The organism is Bacteroides sp. HF-4919, from assembly GCF_018860125.1.
This window is the reverse complement of the sequence record NZ_JAHKNF010000011.1, coordinates 112,832-134,589: the sequence shown is the minus strand read 5'-3', so window position 1 is coordinate 134,589 and position 21,758 is coordinate 112,832. Positions and strand designations below refer to the sequence as shown.

General features: G+C 44.8%; 15 protein-coding genes. 5 read left to right on the top strand and 10 right to left on the bottom strand.

What is annotated here, in order from left to right; genetic code table 11:
* The first annotated feature begins 200 nt into the window (after positions 1–200).
* On the top strand, positions 201–1,397 hold the full coding sequence (locus tag KO473_RS18470) for a 6-bladed beta-propeller (RefSeq protein ID WP_005808539.1): 1,197 nt from the start codon (positions 201–203) through the stop codon (positions 1,395–1,397).
* Positions 1,398–1,528: 131 nt separating this feature from the next.
* Here the strand turns inward: KO473_RS18470 and hydF are convergent, their stop codons facing one another.
* From hydF to KO473_RS18430, 8 genes are all read right to left on the bottom strand, one after another.
* On the bottom strand, positions 1,529–2,713 hold the full coding sequence (gene hydF, locus KO473_RS18465) for a [FeFe] hydrogenase H-cluster maturation GTPase HydF (protein WP_122130657.1): 1,185 nt from the start codon (positions 2,711–2,713) through the stop codon (positions 1,529–1,531).
* Positions 2,710–4,128, bottom strand: coding sequence for a [FeFe] hydrogenase H-cluster radical SAM maturase HydG (hydG, locus tag KO473_RS18460; RefSeq protein ID WP_005781494.1), 1,419 nt, complete (start codon positions 4,126–4,128; stop codon positions 2,710–2,712). The genes hydF and hydG overlap by 4 nt, the downstream gene beginning before the upstream one ends.
* Positions 4,129–4,140: 12 nt before the next feature.
* Positions 4,141–5,178, bottom strand: coding sequence for a [FeFe] hydrogenase H-cluster radical SAM maturase HydE (gene hydE / locus KO473_RS18455; protein ID WP_122130658.1), 1,038 nt, complete (start codon positions 5,176–5,178; stop codon positions 4,141–4,143).
* On the bottom strand, positions 5,159–6,628 hold the full coding sequence (locus KO473_RS18450; protein ID WP_032529799.1) for a monomeric [FeFe] hydrogenase: 1,470 nt from the start codon (positions 6,626–6,628) through the stop codon (positions 5,159–5,161). The genes hydE and KO473_RS18450 overlap by 20 nt, the downstream gene beginning before the upstream one ends.
* 88 nt (positions 6,629–6,716) lie before the next feature.
* Entirely contained in the window at positions 6,717–7,496 is a 780-nt protein-coding gene (locus tag KO473_RS18445) for a LytTR family DNA-binding domain-containing protein (protein WP_005781490.1), read from the bottom strand.
* Positions 7,493–8,554 carry a sensor histidine kinase gene (locus KO473_RS18440; RefSeq protein WP_005808531.1) on the bottom strand — a complete coding sequence of 354 codons (1,062 nt, stop codon included), beginning with the start codon at positions 8,552–8,554 and terminating at the stop codon, positions 7,493–7,495. Before KO473_RS18440 ends, KO473_RS18445 begins: the two co-directional genes overlap by 4 nt.
* 28 nt (positions 8,555–8,582) lie before the next feature.
* Complete coding sequence (locus tag KO473_RS18435; protein ID WP_005808529.1) at positions 8,583–9,470, bottom strand: efflux RND transporter periplasmic adaptor subunit; 888 nt, start codon at positions 9,468–9,470, stop codon at positions 8,583–8,585.
* Positions 9,471–9,490: 20 nt separating this feature from the next.
* On the bottom strand, positions 9,491–13,810 hold the full coding sequence (locus tag KO473_RS18430) for a CusA/CzcA family heavy metal efflux RND transporter (RefSeq protein ID WP_122130659.1): 4,320 nt from the start codon (positions 13,808–13,810) through the stop codon (positions 9,491–9,493).
* Between the two features lie 178 nt (positions 13,811–13,988).
* On the opposite strand from KO473_RS18430, the gene KO473_RS18425 reads away from it, so the two are divergent.
* Together KO473_RS18425 and KO473_RS18420 are read left to right on the top strand one after the other, a co-directional pair.
* Positions 13,989–16,331, top strand: coding sequence for a GH92 family glycosyl hydrolase (locus tag KO473_RS18425; RefSeq protein ID WP_122130669.1), 2,343 nt, complete (start codon positions 13,989–13,991; stop codon positions 16,329–16,331).
* A gap of 62 nt (positions 16,332–16,393) precedes the next feature.
* Complete coding sequence (locus KO473_RS18420) at positions 16,394–16,936, top strand: glutathione peroxidase (RefSeq protein ID WP_005781482.1); 543 nt, start codon at positions 16,394–16,396, stop codon at positions 16,934–16,936.
* A gap of 119 nt (positions 16,937–17,055) precedes the next feature.
* Here the strand turns inward: KO473_RS18420 and KO473_RS18415 are convergent, their stop codons facing one another.
* Positions 17,056–17,586 carry an NUDIX domain-containing protein gene (locus tag KO473_RS18415; protein ID WP_005808522.1) on the bottom strand — a complete coding sequence of 177 codons (531 nt, stop codon included), beginning with the start codon at positions 17,584–17,586 and terminating at the stop codon, positions 17,056–17,058.
* A 3-nt stretch (positions 17,587–17,589) separates the two neighbouring features.
* Entirely contained in the window at positions 17,590–18,810 is a 1,221-nt protein-coding gene (locus KO473_RS18410) for an S-adenosylmethionine:tRNA ribosyltransferase-isomerase (protein ID WP_122130670.1), read from the bottom strand.
* 80 nt (positions 18,811–18,890) lie between these two features.
* Between KO473_RS18410 and KO473_RS18405 the strand changes: the two genes are divergently transcribed.
* Entirely contained in the window at positions 18,891–19,940 is a 1,050-nt protein-coding gene (locus KO473_RS18405; RefSeq protein ID WP_005781479.1) for a DUF2027 domain-containing protein, read from the top strand.
* A gap of 198 nt (positions 19,941–20,138) precedes the next feature.
* Positions 20,139–21,266, top strand: a complete 1,128-nt coding sequence (locus KO473_RS18400) for an ATP-binding protein (protein WP_122130660.1) — start codon at positions 20,139–20,141, stop codon at positions 21,264–21,266.
* Positions 21,267–21,758 lie beyond the last annotated feature (492 nt).

The window sequence follows — 21,758 nt, the reverse complement described above, 5'->3', positions numbered from 1 at the left end:
GAAGATTAGGTAGATAGATTGTGAATGTTATAAGATCCAATTATAACATTCACAATCTATTACGCTATGCTGTCTGATTTCAAAATTACAGAGATGTTTTCTTGAACATATCTTTTCGGTTCATAGAAAAATATTCGGGGGAAAAATGGTAACATAATAAATGTTTTGTATCTTTGACCAAAACATAACTTTAAAACATGATGAACACAAAATCTTTTTTCATGGTTGCCATTAGCGTATTTGTTTTGGCATCTTGTAATTTAAATCAAGTCAACCAAACGGGTCTATTAACCGCTTCCGTTCGTGAAGCACTTCATTCGCCGGCAACTTTGTCTATTGCTGATGAGATAGAGTCAGTCGAATATATCCCTTTAGAAATGACCAGTGACAATGCTTCATTGATAGACGGTGTAGTCGATTTTGCCATCACAAGCAAATATATTTATGTATTGGTGGGCAAGGAAGCTCGTATCGTACTGTTCGATCGCCAAGGACACTTCTTGCGTACATTTCTTCGCCAAGGTCAAGGTCCCGATGACTTTAATGGTATGATAGGTTTTATACAGGCTGATGAGACTGATAACCGTTTCTACGTCATCGGCAATAAGGTTGGCGTATATACATTGGAAGGCACGTTTGTGGAAGACCTACCTATAAATTCTCCCATCATCTATGCTCATCACCTCGGTAGTAAGCGCATTGGCGCCATCGCCATGCCTCTTATGCCTTTCCAGGGTGGCAGTTTTGGTATTGGTATATTTCAAGAGGATGGCGAGGCGATAATCACCAAGAATGATTTCTATTCGCCGTTGGTGCCTCGAGAAGATTCAGGCTTTACATTTGGAGTAATGGGTTCACCTTCAGGTGGAAAGCAGTCTTCAGTCTTGTTTAAAACAGCCAGTAACGATACTGTTTTTCGTTTGTCGGCAGACACCATACAGCCTGTTTTAGTGGCCGGATTAGGCAATTCGGATGAAGAGGTTATTCGTGGACTCAATATTCGAGATATTAAAAGGTTTCCTGCTGATGGCGATATTTTTGTAAGCGATATTTTTGAGACACCTCGTCGTTTTTATTTGCGCATGATGTTGAACAAGAAGTATTATGTGGCTTCGGTGGATAAACATAGTGGAGAAACAGTTGTGGAACAGTGTGATATTCCTGAGACAAGTGCTTTCAACTTAGCTGATATCAATATGCAGTTAGGCATGGTAGGTAGTAAGGGGTATAACCAGTTTCCGGTATGGGGGCGTTCTTTAGGAAATAATCTGGTGCAGGTTGTGACACCTTACGAGATAGAGACGTTTGAAGAACATACAAAAATTACTATACCACAAGAATTGCAAAAGAGAAACACGAATGAAAACCCGATTTTTATCATATATAAGATAAAATAATATTCTTAATATATCGGACTCCTTGGATAAATTCCCTGTTGTTTCAGGTTATGGTTTGATTGCACTTTTGCATCTGTAACATTGCAATAACCTTTTTTCTGAGCTAATACTATTAGGGTATTGGGGATAGCCTATTTATCTATCTGTTCTAAAATACCATTGATATATGCGATAACTACCCCATAGTTAGTCATCGGGACACCTTGCGTTTTAGCTTTGGCTATCCGGTTCAGAACATGTTTGCGGTTGAACATACATGCTCCACAATGGATAATCAGGTCGTAACAATTCAGGTCCTTAGGGAAATCATTTCCGGAAACAATATCGATATGCAGTTGCTCTCCGATCCGTTTGCGCAACATTCGCGGAAGTTTCACTCTGCCGATGTCTTCGGACAGGGGAGCATGGGTACAGGCTTCGGCTATCAGGACACGGGAGTTTTCCGTCAGTTGGTCTATGATATACGCTCCTTCGGTATAGTAGTCAATGTCTCCCTTGTACCGGGCGAATAATACCGAAAAGGAGGTCAGCCGGCTTTGTGGCGGCTTTTTCTCGTATACGGTCCTAAAGATTTGTGAATCGGTGATGATCAGTGCAGGAGGGGCTGACAAAACATTCAGGGCACTGTCTAACTGGTCGGTAGTGCAACTCAGGGTGATGCACTTCTTGTCGAGCAATTCGCGTAGCGTCTGTACCTGTGGCAGGATGAGCCGTCCTTTGGGAGCTTGAATATCTTGTGGCATGACGAGTAGAACTACATCGCCTTTGTTAACCAGATCGCCCACAATATCCGGCTGTCCGCCCAGTTCCGGTAGTTTTTGGAGGATGGACCTGCAGATAGAATCCATGCCTGTTTTCTCTTTGGCGCTGACAATCAGAGGACGTTCTCCTGTCTGCCGTTCCAGTTCGTTGGCTGTTTCTTTCGGGTTTTCTGACAGATCGGCTTTGTTCAGTATCAGTAGATAGGGGATGCCTTTTTCTTTCAGCAGTTCTATCCATCGCTTCTCTTCGGATAACTCCGTATCACAACAAACCATCAGTGCAATGTCGGTTTTGTCCACTGCTTGCACAGTCCGTTCGATACGCAGGGACCCCAGTTCACCGTTGTCATCGAATCCGGCCGTGTCGATGAATACACACGGGCCGATGCCGTGTATCTCCATCGGTTGGTATACAGGGTCGGTAGTGGTACCGGCGATATTCGATACCAAAGCAGCATTTTGATTGGTCAGTGCATTGATCAATGACGACTTGCCACTGTTTCGCTTACCAAACAGGGCAATATGCAGGCGGTTGGAGAGCGGAGTTGTTTTCAAAATCTGAAATCCCTTTCTCCCGCTGCTATTTGCTTCAGGTTTTCCAAGGCCCTTTCCCGGATTTTGGGATTGGGGATGTGTTGCATTTCTTGTTTTATCATGGCCGCTCCGCGGACTTTCGTTTCTTCCGAAGCATAATCTTCCAGATACTCCTGTAAGGTCATCAGCGCATTGGGTGAACAGCAATTGGCTATTTGCCCCGATTTGACAAGTGACATAAACCGGTCACCTGTGCGTCCCGCACGATAGCAGGCTGTACAGAAGCTGGGAATATATCCGAGTTTCAGAAGCCAGTTAACTACTTCGTCCAGTGTACGGGTATCGCTGACATCGAACTGCGCAGAATTTTCCTCCGGAGTTTCCGTTTCGGCATATCCACCTACGCTGGTCCGTGAGCCTCCGCTTATCTGTGAAATGCCCAGATCGAGTACTTTTTCACGGGTTTTTTGTGATTCGCGTGTAGAGATGATCATGCCGGTATAGGGGACGCTGATGCGAATGACCGCTACTATTTTCCGGAAGATTTCATCGGAAATAGCATTCTCGAAGTCTCCGGCATCGATGTCGTCTGCCGAACAGATACGTGGAACGCTGATGGTATGTGGTCCCACACCATAGACAGCTTCCAGATGTTCGGCGTGCATCAGCAGGCCTACAAAATCGTAACGATATGTATTCAGTCCGAACAGGACTCCCATTCCCACATCGTCAATTCCCCCTTGCATGGCACGGTCCATGGCTTCGGTGTGGTAGGCATAGTTGCTTTTGGGGCCTGTGGGGTGCAACTGTTCATAGTTCTCTTTATGATATGTCTCCTGAAAGAGGATATAGGTGCCGATACCCGCCTCCTTCAGTTTGCGGTAATTTTCCACTGTTGTGGCGGCGATATTTACGTTCACCCGGCGGATAGCTCCGTTTTTATGATGAATGCTGTAGATGGTGCGGATAGATTCCAATATGTAGTCGATGGAGTTACGCACCGGGTCTTCGCCGGCTTCAAGTGCCAGACGTTTGTGTCCCATATCTTGCAGGGCAATCACTTCCCGGCGTATTTCTTCCTGAGTCAGTTTTTTGCGGGCGATAGTTTTGTTTTTGAGATGATACGGACAATATACACAACCGTTGACACAATAATTGGATAGGTAAAGCGGAGCAAACATTACGATGCGGTTGCCGTAGAATTTTTGTTTGATTTCTTTGGCAAGACGAAATATTTCTTCAGTCAGGTCCTCTTCAACACATTCCAGCAATATGGCAGCTTCCCGGTGGGTGAGTCCTTTGCAAGTGCGGGCTTTCTCTATCAGTTCCCGAATCAGTTTCCGGTCATTTCGGTGCGCACGGGCATACTCCAGAGTTTCAATTATTTCCTGATGGTCGATGAAGTCGGTGGCATCAGGTGAATCTACTTTATACATATCATTTATTGATTAGTCGTTATAGTCTCCCCTGCTGTAGTCGATGTGGTATCCGACATCTGCCAGTTGCTTTTCCAGCAGGGCAAGTCCTTCGGCAGCTTCGGCACCGAAAGCTACTTTCTGGTCGTACAGGTCATATTTATTTCTCACAATAATGGGTGACAGATTGGGCATGACCACATTGGCTCCGGCAAGGATGCCACGTACTCTTCCATCCGGTGCCAAGCTTGCCAATGCCGTTGTCGAAGGGATCAGCGCCTGGGGGTGCATCAGCCTGAAGATGGAAAGCAGTAACAGGGTCAGTTCCACGCTGCCCGGCTTTTCGTCACAAAATGGAGTTCGCTGATGGGGAATGAAGGGGCCGATGCCAATCATTTCCGGATGAAAACTTTCAATAAAGCGGATATCTTCTATCAAGTATTCTACAGTTTGAAGAGGGCTGCCCACCATGATACCTGTTCCTGTCTGATAACCGATTCGTTTCAGCTCGTGGAGGCATTTGATACGCCTCTCGTTGGACATTTCGTAAGGGTGCAGACAATAGTAATGTCCCCTGTCGATTGTTTCGTGACGTAACAGGTAGCGGTTGGCTCCTTTCATGAAATAGCGTTCGTAGGCTTTCGGTGGTTTCTCGCCGATGGATAATGTAATGGCACACTCCGGATAGCACCGGCGGATTTCCGCGATGATCTCCTCCATGTCGTAATCAGATCGTTTCGGATCTTCTCCTCCCTGAAGAACGAATGAGCGAAAACCGAGCTTGTAGCCGTGTTCGCAGCAATCCAGAATCATTTCTTTGCTGAGGCGGTATCGGTCGGCTTGCCAATTATCCTTCCGGATACCACAGTATTTGCAATTGTTCCGGCAGTAATTACTTATTTCAATGAGTCCGCGTATGTAGACCCCTTTTCCAAAGTGTGCGTTGGCCACTTCGCGTGCCTGCAGGTTGATGTATGCCAGAGTTTCGTCATCATAATGCGATAGCAGGTGTGCAAACTCTTCGTTGGTGAGGGTGTGTTCCCCCTTTAATTTATCTATGAGTCTCTTCATATGATTCGCGGCGTTTTATCAGTTCCTGGTTCAACTGCCGGCGTCCGCCGACAGCGTCATTATGGGCGCTGGGGCCACTGATACATCCGCCTTCGCAAGCCATGACTTCGATGAATTGTCCTTGCGCTTTGCCTGTTTTGGCAGCAGCACGCAGTAAACCTATGTTTTTCTTATTCAGGTCTGAAACCTGGATGGCAGAGAATCTCTTTGCCTCTTCGCCCAGATATGCCTGAATCGCTCCCATCACGCCTCCGGCTTGTGCGAAGCCGTGTGCTTCGCGCACTGAAGTGTAGAGTACAGAGAACGGTTGTGTCTGTTCAAGCTGGATATCCAATCCTTCGAAGATGGAAGCCATTTCCTCAAAAGTGAGTATATAGTCTACACATTCGTCGCGACGGGCTTCTTTACGTTTGGCTACGCATGGGCCGATGAATACGATTTTTGCGTCCGGATGGCGTTCTTTGGCGATACGGGCGGCATAATACATCGGTGATCCGGTAGAAGAAACATAAGGCTTCATTCCCGGTATATGCTTGTTTACCAGTTCGATGTAGGATGGGCAGCAAGAGGTTGTCATGAATGGTTGTCCCTCTTCCAGCTTTTCTTTCAGTTCGGCAGCTTCGTGGCTTACGGTATCCATGGCTCCTTGAGCCACTTCGACCACATCGGCAAATCCCATTTGGCGGAGTGCACCGTATACTGCCTCGATCGATGTGTTGAATTGTCCGAGAATGGAAGGAGCGGGAATTGCAACCATTTTTTCACCGCGGCGGATACCTTCGAGCACATCAAAGGCTTGTGAGATTTCGAAGATAGCCCCGAAAGGACAAGCGTTGAGGCATTTGCCACAGTAGATGCATTTGTTTTCGTCAATGTGTTCGATACCGTTTTCGTCTTTGCTGATGGCTTTCACAGGGCAGGCTTCTTCGCAAGGTACCGGAATGAATACGATGGCGTGGTACGGGCAACTTTGATGGCATTTTCCACAACTGATACAGGCGTCATGGTCGATCTTTGCCTGTCCGTTTTTCCGGAAGCGGATAGCGTCTTTAGGACAGTTCATGTAGCAACTGCGAGCCACACAACCACGACAGAGGTTGGTTATCTCGTAATTGACCTGTACACAGGATGAACACGCCTCGTCGATGACACAGAGTATGTTTTCTTTTTGTTCGTTTTTACGCTCCAGGGCGTGACGGGCATACTCTGAAAGCGGAGTGAGTTCATCTGCTTCATCTGTCATGTCGAAGCCCAACAACGGGAACAGCTTGTATTTGTACACTGCACGCTCTTTGTGGATGCAGCAGCGTCCGAGCGGGCGTGAACGGCGTGGGCTCAGTTCAATGGGAAGTCTGTCAATTTCATTAGTCAGTTTGTTCTCTTTCCAGAGATTTACCAGTTTTGCCAGCAACTTGTGGCGTACAATCATTACGTTGTTGGTGAAAGCCATATTTGAGTATTTAGAATTAGGGTTACAAAGATACGGCTTGCAGGGGTATCCTGCAAGCTTGCATTAATATTTGTTTTTTATTCCTTAATTATTTAACACAGAACCACTCTTTAAACTCGGCTACACGTGCCTTGCTCACCAGAATCTTTTCCCCCGCAACCGGATGACGTAGATTGATGGAGAGGCGGCTGTTGAACCAGAGGTCTATATCCTTGATAGCTTCTCGTGAAAGCAGGTATTGTCGGTTTGCGCGGAAAAAGAGTGCCGGATCCAGACATTCCGTCAACTCATCAAGAGTCTGTGGAAAGGAGTATTCCGTATTATCTGTCAGGACAGCTTTCACCTGGCAGTCTTTGATATAGAACAACATGATCATATCGACCGAAACCGGGAGTAGTTTATCCCCTTTCACTGGAATCAGGAAATGGGTTTTATAGCTTTCTTGTTTTTTTAATGAACGTATCAGTTTCAACAGTTCGTCTGTTTCCAGGCCAGCGGGTCCGGATGTGTTGGAACTGAAGAGAGATAACTTTTCCAGTGCCTGTTCTACATCTTTTCGTCCGATGGGTTTCAGCAGATAATCGATACTGTTGACTTTGAAGGCCCGTAAAGCATATTCGTCGTAGGCAGTCGTGAAAATAATGGGACATGTGATGTGGATGTGTTCGAATATCTCAAATGCCGAACCGTCCGCCAGATGGATATCCATAAATATCAATTCAGGCATAGGGTGGCTGGCAAACCATTCGATGGTGCCGGCAATGCTGTCGAGTTCCGTCACCATTTCTATTTGCGGACAGACTTCGGTGAGGAGTGAAGTCAGATTCCGTATTGCTGCTTTTTCGTCTTCAATGATAATTGTTTTCATGGGTATTTCCGGATGAGGGGTATACGAACGGTAAAGTTACTATCTTCTGTGATTTGTATTTCCTGCCGGAACAAGAGATGGTAACGTTTGTCGAGGTTAGCCAGTCCGATGCCGGTACCGGTGGCTGCTGTCAGTTTAGGTTGGATAGGGTTACTTACAGAGAGGCTGCCCTCCGGATCGGTGACGATTGTGATGGTGAGCGGACGACGGTTACTGATTTCATTGTGTTTTACAGCGTTTTCAATTAACATCTGTATCGACATAGGTGGTAGAAAATAGTCTTCAAGGTTACATTCTATGTCAATTTCGAATTGCAGATTATCTTCAAAGCGCATTTTTAAAAGAAAGATGTAGGCCGATACAAAATCCATTTCTTCACGTAAGGTGACAGATTGAGATTCGTTGCCTTGCAATGTATAGCGTAATACGCGTGACAATTCTTGAATGTAATCTTGTGCCCGGTCTTGATTTTCACGGACGAGTGAACGCAGCGTGTTGAGCGAATTGAATAGCATATGTGGATTCAGCTGGTTTTTCAATACTTCGAACTGGTTGCGTATGTTCTCTGCCTGCAATTGTTCATTTTCAATGATTACTTGTTGTTGACGGCGGATCAGGTAGATGATGTAACAACTGCTGGTGACAAGGCATGACATGATAAAATCGCGTAATGGGTGCAGGTAGTGGTGTACCATGGCATCGATTGCGGGAATATCGAATGTTTTGTGCAGATAGACAAAACATTGTCCCAATAGGTTACTCAATATCCAGGTCAGTACAAAAGAGAGAACAATCTTTTGCCACGTGATTTTCATCGAGGTCTGATTGAAATGAAACAATCTTGTGTTGACAGCGAACAGGGCCAATAGTGAGAGGAAAGTGAAGATAATCTCGTTGGCTACATCTGCAAATTTCATGCCTGGGAAAAGGGTATGGCTCTCAAACCCGTCAAAGAGGGAGACGGATTCGGGGAAGTGGATAAGTACCGCCACAGCCATTGAAATGATAACCGTGGACAGAAGGTATTTATCGTTATATAGAGCTCTGATTCTTTTCATGGGAACAAAGATAAGATAATCTACCGGATTATTTCTGTATTCTTGCTGTTACATACATGCCGGGACGGAACTGTGGAGCGGTGCTGTCAATCCGGGCGTATACTTCGAGTGAACGACTCGTTTCATCTACTTTCTGCCCGATTGAGACCAAGGTAGCTTTAAATACTGTTTTGCCCATGCCGTTTACCCGGAATTGGACGGGGCTGCCTACCTTCATATCTGCCAGGTCTTTTTCATAAGTTGTCAGGCAGAGTAGGGGAGATGATTTGTCAATGACCTCACAAAGCGCTTCTCCGGGTTGAATGTATTTGCCTATATTCATGGTTACATCGCTGATATAGCCGCTTATAGGAGCTTTCACCTGCAACAGAGGCTGTATACCACTTTTCAATAATTCTTCAGGGGTAATACCTAATAAGGAAAGTTGTGCAGCTGTAGCTTCCAGTTTGCTTTTCATTGATAAGTAGTCTGCTTTGCTTTGTTGAAACTTTTTTTGCGAAGCGGCCTGTTCGGCTGAGAGTGACTTTTGGCGTTCATATTCCGCTTGCAAATATTCTGTTTGGGCATGACTGTCAAGGTAGGTCTGTTGCAACATGATGAAGTCCGGATTCTCAAGGGTTGCCAGCAGGGTACCTTTCTGCACCTGTTGTCCCGGTAAAAGTGAAGTGTTTCTTACTACTCCTCCCATGGTAAGGGCTACGGTGGCCTGGCGTTGGGGAGATAGTACGATAGTTCCGTTGAAAGATACTTGATTGGGTTTTGAGGTGGCTGATGTAATTCCATCCACTTGCGTAGCAGTAGTATCTGTTTGTACCTTAGCGATGGAAGGAGCTGTTGTTGCTGTTTCGGAAGTTTGTTTTGTCTCTTTGCATGCTATAAGAGCCAACAAGAGAATGGGATAAAATATTCTTTTCATATTATTTATGTTTCAACAGGTTATTGATAAAGTTCATACTCCAGTGAGGCGATGTTATATTGATATACCGTTTCGATATAACCTTTGCGTATTTCACGTGCGGCACTGACCGATTGGATAAATTCCGCGATGCTCGTTTCGCTGTGTTGCAATTGTAGATTAGCCACCTTGATTAATTCGTCTGCTTCTTTGAGTGCAGACGAGGTATAAAACCGGAGACTCTCTTCGTGACGGCGTAAGGTGGCACTCAGTTCAGTAACTTTATTGTTCAATTCGCGAATATTGGCTTCTGCTTGTATTTGTGCGGCAGAAGCGGCAAGTTTTGCTTGTTTGATCCGGCTCTTTTGTGGTAAGAAGTAGATAGGAAATGATACCCCCACCATCCATGCATTCAGGTTTTTCAGGGGCAGAATATTTTGGCGGCTATATCCTATGCTGAGTTCCGGAAAGAAACGACTGCGCTCTACGTTCAGTGCTGCCCGTGTTTCGGAAATCTGGCTGTTGAAAAATCCGAGATGGGCTTCGGATACGCTTCCTGGCTGAATATTTGTCGGGAAGAGCTGCATGCTCGTGTTTTCCGGTATGATGGGCGCATCTGCGTAGCAACTCCATTGAAAACGGGTAAGAGCCATTTTTTCTTCTTCTTGTGCCTGAAAGAGTCGGTTGTGCAGGTCCGCAGCCGATGTAGCCATCATGTTTTTTTCCAACAGGGTGATTTCTCCTTGTTCGTATCTCAGTTCGCTGATGCGCTTTAATTCAGCAGCCATGCGATCTTGGTCGCGATAAAGTGAACATATTGCTGAAGCATACTGATAATAAGCCCATGCACGTTTTACTTCTGCCGTTACTTCTTTTTCTACCATTTGGCGGTAGTAAGTGCCGGTTTGTACTTGACGGTTGATAAGGGTATTCTTGTAGAACGGTGTCAATAGTGAACCCAGGTTTTGTTCGAGAACCATTTCTTTATCTTTCTTGTTTTCGCCGTTCAGTTGTCCCCAGGAGTAACTGAATGTGGTAGGGGAGGCTTCTACAATCTCGCCTCTTGTGGCCTGTGCCTGCCGGATGGCGGTTGTGGCTGTCTTAAGCCTTGGATGGTTCTGTCTGGCTATTTTTATTGCTTGTTCCAGGCTGACGGTTTGTGGCGCTTGTGCTGTGACGGTGGCACTCAGCAGAAGTGCCGGTAGCAGGATGAACAGATGCAACCGTCTCTTAGGTTGTTTCCAACCGGCACTTGTCGCATTTACTATTTTATAAAAAACCGGAAGGATAATCAGGGTCAATATGGTTGATAGAATCAAGCCTCCGATTACAACAGTTGCCAGTGGGCGTTGTACTTCAGCTCCGGCGGATGTGGCAATGGCCATCGGTACGAAACCCAGTGAAGCTACCAGCCCGGTTAGGAATACCGGACGTAGCAGGTGTGGTGTTCCTTTTTTTATAATCTGATTAGTGGTCATGGCATATTTATTTTGTTTTCTTAAGTCGTTGAAGTGGTTAATCATCAGAATTCCATTGAGCACAGATACCCCAAACAATGCGATGAATCCTACTCCTGCCGAAATACTGAACGGGAGTCCGCGTAGCCAAAGAGCCAGGATACCACCTATTAATGATAATGGCACTGTAGAGAATACCACCAGTGTATAGGTTACATTCTTGAAAGCGAAGAATAAAATCAGCAGGATCAACATCAGGGCTACCGGTATTACGATAGTCAGTGTACGGATGGCGTTCTGCAGATTTTCAAACTGCCCCCCGTATTCAAAATAATATCCCGGTTTCAACCGGATGTTTTTGTCCAATGTTTGTTGGATTTCTGATACTACCTGTTGAATGTCGGCATCGCGCACATTGACTCCGATCACGATGCGGCGTTTAGTGGCATCCCGGTTAATTTGGAGTGGACCGCTTACCAGGTCAATACTTGCCACTTCGCTGACAGGAATCTGTACTCCTTCTGAAGTACGGATAAAGAGTTTATCGAGGTTCAGGTCTGCCACTTTCTCTTGATCGAGGCGTACTACCAAATCGAATCTTCTTTCGTTTTCAAATACTACTCCGCTTACTTCGCCGGCATAAGCTGTACGGATCATTGTGTTTAATTCCTCGATGTTAATGCCATAACGGGCTATTTTCCCCCGGTTGTATTTTACTACCAGTTGGGGTAATCCCATGGTTTGCTCGACAATGACATCAGCAGCGCCCGGAATCTGTTCGACAAACTTTGCAGCCTCTTTCGCTTTTGCATAAAGTTCGTGAGTGTCTTCGCCGTATAGCTTGACCGCTATGTCAGCCTTAGCTCCGGTCATCAGCTCGTTAAAACGCAACTGAATGGGTTGAGAGAAGTTGAATTCTGCACGGTTCTCTAAAGGCAGGAGGGCTTCTTTCATCTTTTCTACCATTTCCGCCCTGCTCGAAGCAGAGGTCCATTCCTTGAAGGGTTTCATTACAATCATCACATCGGCATCTTCCACAGCCATTGGATCGGTAGGAACCTCGGCAGTTCCGATTTTGGCAACTACATGTTTGATTTCCGGAAATTGATCCATCAAAACCTTTTCGGCCTGGTTGGATACTTCAATACTTTCAGAGAGTGAACTTCCGGCCGGTAATGTCATTTGCATGGCAAAATCGCCTTCGTCCAAAGTAGGGATAAATTCTGCTCCCAAACGTCCGAAGAATAAGAAAGAACCTATTAAAGCAGCGAAAGCTATAGTGACTGTCTGCCATTTGAAACGCAGGCAGAAGCATAGGCAACGTTGGTATATGACATTAAGTTTTTTAAAGAAACGGTCGGCAAACGTAGGTTTTACCACAATGGTGTGTTTCAGGAAGAGGGAAGCCATCATCGGTACATAAGTCAGAGAGAGTAATAGGGCTCCGATAATGCAGAATACCAGTGTCTTTGCCATTGGAGTAAAATATTTTCCTTCAATTCCGTTCAGAGTCAGGATGGGGAAGAATACGATCAGGATGATGAAAACGGCAAATGTAGCCGAACGTACTACCCCCGAAGCACCCTTCTCCACTTCTTCATCCATTTCTGTTTTCGATAAAGTGCGGCCTTTTAGTTTATTGCCGTAGAGGTGAGCTAATATACCTTCTACTATTACAATAGAACCGTCTACCACAATACCGAAGTCGATGGCACCGAGACTCATCAGGTTGGCTGTCACACCGAAAATACGCATAAGGATAAATGCAAACAGCATGGCCAGTGGGATAACTGAGGCTACGATGAGTCCTGCACGTACGTTACCCAGGAAAATGATAAGTACTACGAATACGATAATTGCACCTTCTATCAGGTTGTGTATGACGGTGGAGATATTTCGGTTGACAAGTTCCGAACGATTCAGATAAGGCTCTATACTTACCCCTTCGGGTAATAGTTTCTGTATTTTTTCCACCCTTTTTTCCAACTCTTGTGTCACAACGTTGGCGTTGGCTCCTTTCAACATCATCGCAATGCCTCCTACACATTCACCATTTCCGTCTTTGGTCATTGCGCCAAACCGCTTTGGAGCTCCAAAGCGGACAGTACCTACATCACTAATGTGCACAGGAATGCCGTTGCGGTTGGCAACAACAATCTGCTCGATGTCTTTAGTGCGGCTGATCATTCCCTCTGAACGGATATAATAAGCATTTCGAGCCTTCTCAATATAGCTTCCTCCGGTGTTCTGATTGTTTTTGCTTAAAGCTTCGAACACCTCACCGATGGTGATATTCAGCGAAAAGAGCGCATCCGGATCAACGGCTACTTCATATTGTTTCAGGTATCCGCCAAAACTATTAATTTCCACAATACCCGGTATGCCGGATAATTGGCGTTTCACCATCCAATCCTGAATTGTGCGGAGTTCCATCGCATCATATTTGTTTTCGTAACCGGATTCTACCTTTAGGATATATTGGTAGATTTCTCCCAATCCGGTAGTGATGGGCATCATTTCCGGCATACCCAATTCCGATGGAATTTCTCCTGCTACGGATTGTATCTGTTCGTTAATCAGTTGCCGGGCATCCAAGGTCGGTACACTCTCTTTAAATACAACTGTCACTACCGATAGTCCGAAGCGACTTACCGAACGGATATCTTCCACATTCATGATATTGCTCATGGCAATTTCGATGGGCATTGTGATCAGTTGCTCTACTTCCTGTGGGGCAAGTGTCGGCGAGACAGTTACGATTTGTACCTGATTGTTGGTGATGTCCGGTACGGCATCAATTGGCAAGGTCATCATCGCATAAATGCCTCCGATAAGAAGAAAGAGGGTAGTGAGTCCTACGAATAGTTTCTTCTTTATAGAAAAACGTACGATAGCTTTAAACATAATCCTTAAGTGTTTGAATATCGGTACAAAGGTAGATCGCTGAAACTTTTGTTGTTGATGAAAAATTGCGAGGTGGAAAGATTGGCAGGTGAAATGGCAAAATGTGGGAATGAAGTGGAACGGAATTGTTGAAAAAGGCTATCTTTGCATATCAACAACACATCACAATAATAAGATTATGAAGAAAAAAGCACTTTCCTTGCTGGCATTCATCCCGGCATTTATGACAGTGACGGCTCAACAGCCGGCGGTATCGGATGTATGCGCACTTGTCAATCCCATTATCGGAACCAATGGTATGGGGCACACCTTTCCCGGGGCCTGCGCTCCGTTCGGACTTGTACAGTTGAGCCCTGATACGGATACAATTCCTCACAATGTGGATGGAGTTTATCAAAAAAATGCATATGAATATTGTGCCGGGTACCAGCATCGCGATCAAACAATAGTAGGATTCAGTCATACCCACTTGAGTGGTACGGGACATTCTGATCTGGGGGATATCTTGATTATGCCTGCTACAGGTGAATTGAAACTGAATCCCGGAAGGGCGGACACCCCAGACGAAGGATACCATTCCCGTTTCAGCCATGAAACTGAAGTGGCTCGTCCGGGCTATTATGAAGTGGAGCTTACAGATTACGGTATAAAAGCACAGTTGACAGCTACCCAACGGGTAGGGATACATAAATATACTTTTCCGGACGGTGCCGACGGACGCATTATTCTTGACCTGGTACACGGCATCTATAATTATGACGGGAAAACGTTGTGGGCTAATATACGCGTAGAAAATGATACATTGCTGACGGGGTATCGTATCACGAACGGGTGGGCCCGCACCAACTATACTTATTTTGCCATATCCTTGTCTCAACCCATCAAAGACTATGGATATACAGATAAAGAGAAGGCTTTGTATAAAGGATTCTGGCGACGGTTCAATACCGACCGGAATTTCCCGGAAATGACCGGACGGAAACTGGTGGCTTATTTCAACTTCGATACCCGGCAGAATCCGGAACTGATAATTAAAGTCGCTCTTTCGGCAGTGAGCACAGAAGGGGCTTTAAAAAATTTGCAGGCTGAGGCTGGCGGAAAGACTTTCAGCCGGCTGGCAGCCGAGACACATTCGGCATGGAATCGTGAATTGGATGTGCTTGAGGCCAAAGGAACCCCCGACCAGCTTGCCATGTTTTATACTTCACTGTATCATACGATGATTAATCCGTCTGTCTATATGGATGTAGACGGTAGTTATCGCGGGCTCGATCATAATATCCATACAGCCGAAGGATTTACCAATTATACTATTTTCTCCTTATGGGATACGTACCGTGCAGAACATCCTTTTTTGAATTTGCTTAAACCCCGGCAGAATAGAGACATGGTGCAGTCTATGATTCGGCATCAGCAGCAGAGTGTGCATGGCATGTTGCCGGTATGGAGTCTGATGGGGAATGAAGGCTGGTGTATGAGCGGTTATCATGCTGTATCTGCTTTGGCTGACGCGATTGTCAAAGGTGCCGGAATATCCGTCCGGGAGGCTTTGCCGGCGATGGATCATACGGCAAATGTGTCTTATTATGAAGGCATTGAAGCGTATAAACGATTGGGATATGTGCCTTTTGATCAGAGTGGAACGGCTGCATCTACTACGTTGGAATATGCTTATGACGACTGGACCATTTACCGGGTGGCTTTGTTGGCGGGAGATAAACGGTTAGCCGATATTTATAAGAAAAGGGCGGATAATTATCGGAATGTTTTTGATGCTTCTGTCGGTTTTGCCCGCCCTCGCTATAGCAACGGCGAATTTAAGAAAGAGTTTGATGCTATGCAGACCTACGGTGAAGGTTTTATTGAAGGAAACTCATGGAATTTCTCTTTCCATGTGCCGCATGATGTAACCGGATTGATCGGGTTGATGGGTGGTGAAAAGAAATTTGTCAACCGGCTGGACACACTCTTCTCTATGGCACTTCCCCGGAAATATTATGAAAAGAATGAAGATATCGCCGAGGTGAGTTTGGTAGGAGGGTACGTGCATGGCAACGAACCCAGTCATCATATTCCCTATTTGTATGCATGGACTTCCCAGCCCTGGAAAACACAATATTGGGTGCGTGAGGTGATGAACCGGATGTACAAAAATGATATTGACGGCCTGGGGGGCAATGACGATTGCGGGCAGATGTCTGCCTGGTATCTGTTTACGGCAATGGGATTCTATCCCGTTTGTCCGGGTACCGATCAATACGTGTTGGGAGCACCTTATCTTCCATACATCCGTATGAATCTGCCTAATGGAAACACTTTTGAGATAAAAGCACCGAAAGTGAACGATCGCAACCGCTATGTTCGACAGGCAAAGCTCAACGGAAAAGTTTACGATAAAATGTATATTACCCATGCCGATCTCTTGGCAGGGGGAATACTTGAATTTGAAATGTCTGCTTCTCCAAACAAGAAGAGAGGGCTTGCCAAGGAGGCTAAACCTTATTCGATGTCTGAGGAGTAGAACGTTTTCAAACATTCTGTCCGGGCTGCTTGTTAATTATTTGATGAACCAAATAATAGAATATGAAAGCAATTTTTTCTTTTGTAGCAGTCTTGGTACTCTCATTATCGATGGCTGCGCAGAGTAAATCGTTCTATGACTTCTCTGTGAAGACCATAGATGGCAAAGAGTATAAACTGGCAGACCTTAAAGGCAAGAAGGTATTGGTGGTTAATGTCGCTTCCAAGTGCGGACTGACGCCACAGTATGCCGAGTTACAGGAGTTGTACGATCAGTATAAAGATCGGAATTTTGTGATTATAGCTTTTCCTGCCAATAACTTTATGGGGCAAGAACCGGGTACGAACGAAGAGATAGCCAAGTTCTGTTCGGCAAATTATGATGTTACTTTCCCGATGATGGCCAAGATTTCGGTAAAGGGTAAAGATATGGCTCCACTTTATCAGTGGCTGACTGAGAAGAAACTGAACGGGAAGCAGGATGCGCCCGTACAGTGGAATTTTCAGAAGTTTATGATTGATGAGAATGGAAATTGGGTTGGTTTCGCAGCTCCTAAAGAAAGTCCTTTTTCTGAGACTATTATCAGTTGGATAGAAAAGAAGTGATTTAATGTGTCAAAACTCACCACAGAGGACACAGAGTAACACAGAGACGATTTTAAGTTGTTGATTATTAATAAAAAGACTCTGTGCTACTCTGTGTTACTCCGTAGTGAAAAGAGTTTCTACACAGCCTCTTTGGGGGAAGTAGAAGAGAAAATCCCTGCTTTTTCTATTTCACTTTCAAAGTTCGGTGTGAAGACACCTTTTCCTAAATTCGTTTTGATTTCTTCATAGCTCCAGAAACGTCCGCCATCTAATTCATCGCTGGGATGTATTGCTCCGTCGTATACTGTTTTATGCACAAAGACTAACTCCCGTTCACGGGAAGACTCAAAGACATAACTTGTCAGGAGTTCCGGTGTGAAGTCCGTGATACCTAATTCTTCGGCGACCTCTCTCTTTAAAGCTATTTCTACACTCTCTCCCAGATCGATGTGTCCGCCTACGGCGGTATCCCATTTGCCCGGCTGTATATCCTTCCATTCAGGGCGTTTCTGCAAGTAAAGTTCACCTTTTGAGTTGAATACGTGCAGATGGACAACCGGATGCAATAGCTTGCTTCCGCTATGGCATTCGCCGCGTGTAGCAGCTCCTGTAATAGTTCCCTGTTCGTCTACGATGGGAAACATTTCCTGATTATTATCGCTTTGCATATCTTAAGGTATTAATAAGGATGAATCGCCGTAGCTCAGGAAGCGGAAATCGTGGCTGAGTGCATAGTCGTAAATTGTACGCCAGTTCCCTTTGACAAATGCCGAGACCAATAATAGCAGGGTGCTCTGTGGCTGATGAAAATTGGTAACCATTGCTTTGACTATTTTGTATTTGTACCCCGGAGCAATAATAATTTGTGTACTGGTGTGCAATGCTTCCATACCGTGACGGTCGAGATAACCTAATATCTTCTGTAAAGCTACAACAGGGCGTACGTCACATTCCGTTTCGTAAGGTTGCCACTGTTTTACACGCAATTGTTCTTCCGTAGCTTCCGGGTTGTTGGCCAGCGTTACACCGATGTGGTAGAGACTTTCAAGGGTACGTACGGAAGTTGTTCCTACGGCAATGGCACAAGCGTCGTGGTCTATCAGCTTTTTGATAATACTGCGTGATACGGATATATATTCCGTATGCATTTCGTGTCCCTCTATCTCTTCACTTTTTACCGGTTTAAAAGTACCGGCGCCAACATGGAGGGTCAGTTCCTCGAGGTCGATCCCTTTTTCGGTCAGGGCATCCAGTACACGAGGGGTGAAATGTAAACCTGCCGTAGGAGCGGCCACCGAGCCTTTTATTTTTGAATAGACTGTCTGATAGGTCTCTTTATCACTTTCTTCCGTATCCCGGTTGAGATATGGAGGGATGGGTAACTCGCCGAATACTTCAAGAATATCGGCAAAGGTGACTTCCGGATTATCCCAGTTGAAATCTATCCAATGACTGGTTCCACGACACTCGCCACGAGTAGCCGTCAGGGTGATGGGGAAACCTTTTACAGTCATTTCACGACGTAACGGACCGTCTTTCCATTTTTTCAGGTTACCGATCATGCAAAGCCACGCCGCATGTTCCGTTTGCTGGAAATTGAGTACATAGTCGTTAGGTTGAATCGGTTCCAGACAAAAAACTTCGATTAAGGCTCCTGTCTCTTTGCGGAAATGGAGTCGTGCCTGAATAACCTTGGTATTGTTGAATATCATCAGACTTCCGGCAGGCAAGTGTTCCGGTAAGGAGGTGAATACATCTTCGCTGACTTCGCCGTGACGGTAAATAAGTAACTTAGACTGGTCCCGCATAGGCAACGGGAATTTAGCGATACGTTCATCCGGCAATGAATAATTGTATTCGCTAATACGGATATGTTTCGGGTTTTCTTTCATCATTTCTTTCTTTGCGACGACAAAAGTAGTTATATTTGCCTTAATTTGTAGATTGTAAATGGTAAATTGTAAACAGAACGATGAAAATAGGTGATAAAGTGCGCTTCCTCAGTGAGGTGGGCGGAGGAATCGTAAAGGGATTCCGGGGAAAAGATATTGTATTGGTGGAAGATGCTGATGGATTTGATATCCCGATGCAGATACGCGAGTGTGTGGTGATCGATACGGATGATTATAATATGACCCGGAAGGCTGCTCCTGCGCCAAAGAAACCCGAAGAACCCGTCAAACCGGTAAAGCCTGAGATTCCGGTAGTTCGTCCGGCCGAAGTGCGGGGTGGTGATGTTTTAAATGTTTTTCTGGCTTATGTGCCCGAAGACGTGAAAGCTATCAGCAGTACTTCGTTTGAGGCTTATTTGGTAAATGACAGCAATTATTATTTGTATTATACGTATCAGAGTGCCGAAGGAAAGGCTTGGAAAACCCGTTCGCATGGACTGGTGGAACCCAATACGAAGCTTTTGCTGGAAGAGTTTACTAAAGATATGCTGAATGAAATGGAGCATGTAGCTGTTCAGTTCATTACTTTTAAAGATGGACGGACAGCACCTTTGAAACCTGCGGTTTGTGTGGAGCTGCGTATCGATACGGTGAAGTTCTATAAGCTGCATACATTCCGTGAGTCGGACTTCTTTGAACAGCCGGCTTTGGTTTATGATATTGTGAAAGACGATGTTCCTACCCGTCAGGTATTTGTTTCGGCTGAGGAACTGCAGTCTGTACTGATCCGGAAGAAAGAAGTGGATAAACCTAAGTCACAACCGATTGTGAAACGTGGTGGAAAGAATGAAATTCTTGAAGTGGACTTGCACATCAACGAGCTGCTGGATGACACACGTGGCATGGGGAATGCCGAGATACTGAATTATCAGTTGGATAAATTCCGTGAAGTGATGGAGAAGTACAAAACCAAACGTGAACAAAAAATAGTTTTCATTCATGGCAAAGGTGACGGAGTGCTTCGTAAAGCATTGATTGATGAATTAAAGCGAAAATATAGTAATTGCCGCTATCAGGATGCTTCATTTCAGGAATATGGCTTCGGAGCAACCATGGTGACCATTAAATGATGCTTCTATGCCTGTTTTTGGGATGTGCGTGTTTCTGAAATTAGAGAGGTGACAAAAAAGGAAATTAAGTGAATTGATGCAGTGTAAACGGGTGGAAGGATGAAGGAAATGTGGATAATTACTAAAATTATACATTGATGTATTATACATTGATGTATAATTTGTATCTTTGTTCTATGATAAAGAAGGAAACAGCTTATGAAATCACCTTTTCAGTATGGTACACTGGTCGATAAAGAGAATTTTGTCAACCGGGTAGAAGAACGCAAACAACTGAAAGAGTTGTTAGGTTCGGGTATTAACGTAATGCTCATCTCTCCACGTCGTTGGGGAAAATCTTCACTTGTCAAAGTAGCGATGGACGAGTTGATGCATGAAGATAAACAGGTTCGTGTCTGTTATATCGATGCATTCAGTATCAAGACCGAATCCGAGTTCTACCGGATCTTTGCCCGTGAAGTCATCGCTTGCGCTGCATCTACGCTTGAAAAACGATTGGAAGATGTAAGACACTTTTTGAAAACTGTTTCACCCAGTATCACGCTGAAAAGCACCCCTACCGATACGATGTCTTTTGACTTGAAATTCGAATTGGAAGAAAGGGATGTTATGGAAATACTGAAATTGCCCGAAAAGATAGCCATAGCCAAAAGCATACGGCTGATAGTCTGCATCGACGAATTTCAACAACTGGCACAACTATCCGGCTACAGAGATCTGGAAGGTAAAATGCGTTCTGTCTGGCAAAAACAGCAACAAGTATCTTATTGCTTCTACGGAAGCAAACGACACATGATGCTGGATATTTTCAACAACTCATCCAATCCTTTCTATCGTTTCGGGCAGGTACTATTCCTGCAAAAGATTAAGAAGGAGGAGTGGCTACCTTTTATCGTCAATGCCTTCAAGCGGACGAATAAAGAAATCAGCAAAGAGCAAGCCGAACAGCTGTGTGACATCGTGAAGTGCCATTCATGGTATCTGCAACAGTTGTGTTACTTCGTCTGGAGTGGCACTTCCGACAAAGTGACTGACGAAACCATTGAAATGCGTACCCGGCAATTGATAGATACCAATATGCCTATGTTCATGAATGATACTGAAAATCTGACCGCTGCGCAAACTGCCATGTTACGTGCCGTAGCCAATGGTGAATACCGCTTCAATTCTATTCCTGTAGTGCGGAAATATGAATTGGGAAGTGCACAAACCATCACCCGCAACAAACGCATGCTGACCGAACGTGATTTTATTGAGAAGGAGGGGGAACTGTATGTGTTTTCTGATCCTGTATTCGAACTTTGGTTTAAGAGGGAGTATTGTTGAGCTGAATTGTAAGGGGAAAACCGGCTGTTTAACAATGTTAATGTCAAATTCCGTTTATTTTATTCTTGTGTGCAAATAACAAGCCTTTTGCATTTAAAACACTTGTTATTTGCATTCAAAGAATAAACTTTAACTCTGTGTTAAAACAAAGCTTTTACTGACAGATGTTTTTAACTTTGAATAGTTTGTATTTCAGCTTGTTAAGTTTGATTTTTACTTTTAGCCTCACTGAAGGTCTCTGCAGTATAGAGCCAATATACTTGCTTTTTTGTCAACTATACACAGGGGATTTGCCCTATCCGTTTATTTCCTTTTGCCTTATTCAGTGCCGCTATCAGATACCTTCCTTTTGCCCCTATGTCACTCCAGCAAGTGTTGGCAATCAGTCGCCACACCGTCGCTGGTACTATTGTGTTATGATGTATTTTATTTTAATACAGTGATTTATGAAAAAGTGTTTTGAAAAGGGTAACGGTTTAACAACGTGTTAAC

Excerpts from the sequence above, each read along its gene's own strand:
- KO473_RS18450 (WP_032529799.1), bottom strand. The coding sequence starts at position 6,628 with ATGGCTTTCACCAACAACGTAATGATTGTACGCCACAAGTTGCTGGCA.
- KO473_RS18435 (WP_005808529.1), bottom strand. The coding sequence starts at position 9,470 with ATGAAAAGAATATTTTATCCCATTCTCTTGTTGGCTCTTATAGCATGC.
- KO473_RS18445 (WP_005781490.1), bottom strand. The coding sequence starts at position 7,496 with ATGAAAACAATTATCATTGAAGACGAAAAAGCAGCAATACGGAATCTG.
- KO473_RS18425 (WP_122130669.1), top strand. The coding sequence starts at position 13,989 with ATGAAGAAAAAAGCACTTTCCTTGCTGGCATTCATCCCGGCATTTATG.
- KO473_RS18415 (WP_005808522.1), bottom strand. The coding sequence starts at position 17,586 with ATGCAAAGCGATAATAATCAGGAAATGTTTCCCATCGTAGACGAACAG.
- KO473_RS18430 (WP_122130659.1), bottom strand. The coding sequence starts at position 13,810 with ATGTTTAAAGCTATCGTACGTTTTTCTATAAAGAAGAAACTATTCGTA.
- KO473_RS18470 (WP_005808539.1), top strand. The coding sequence starts at position 201 with ATGAACACAAAATCTTTTTTCATGGTTGCCATTAGCGTATTTGTTTTG.
- KO473_RS18410 (WP_122130670.1), bottom strand. The coding sequence starts at position 18,810 with ATGAAAGAAAACCCGAAACATATCCGTATTAGCGAATACAATTATTCA.
- KO473_RS18405 (WP_005781479.1), top strand. The coding sequence starts at position 18,891 with ATGAAAATAGGTGATAAAGTGCGCTTCCTCAGTGAGGTGGGCGGAGGA.
- hydE (WP_122130658.1), bottom strand. The coding sequence starts at position 5,178 with ATGAAGAGACTCATAGATAAATTAAAGGGGGAACACACCCTCACCAAC.
- KO473_RS18420 (WP_005781482.1), top strand. The coding sequence starts at position 16,394 with ATGAAAGCAATTTTTTCTTTTGTAGCAGTCTTGGTACTCTCATTATCG.
- hydG (WP_005781494.1), bottom strand. The coding sequence starts at position 4,128 with ATGTATAAAGTAGATTCACCTGATGCCACCGACTTCATCGACCATCAG.
- KO473_RS18400 (WP_122130660.1), top strand. The coding sequence starts at position 20,139 with ATGAAATCACCTTTTCAGTATGGTACACTGGTCGATAAAGAGAATTTT.
- KO473_RS18440 (WP_005808531.1), bottom strand. The coding sequence starts at position 8,554 with ATGAAAAGAATCAGAGCTCTATATAACGATAAATACCTTCTGTCCACG.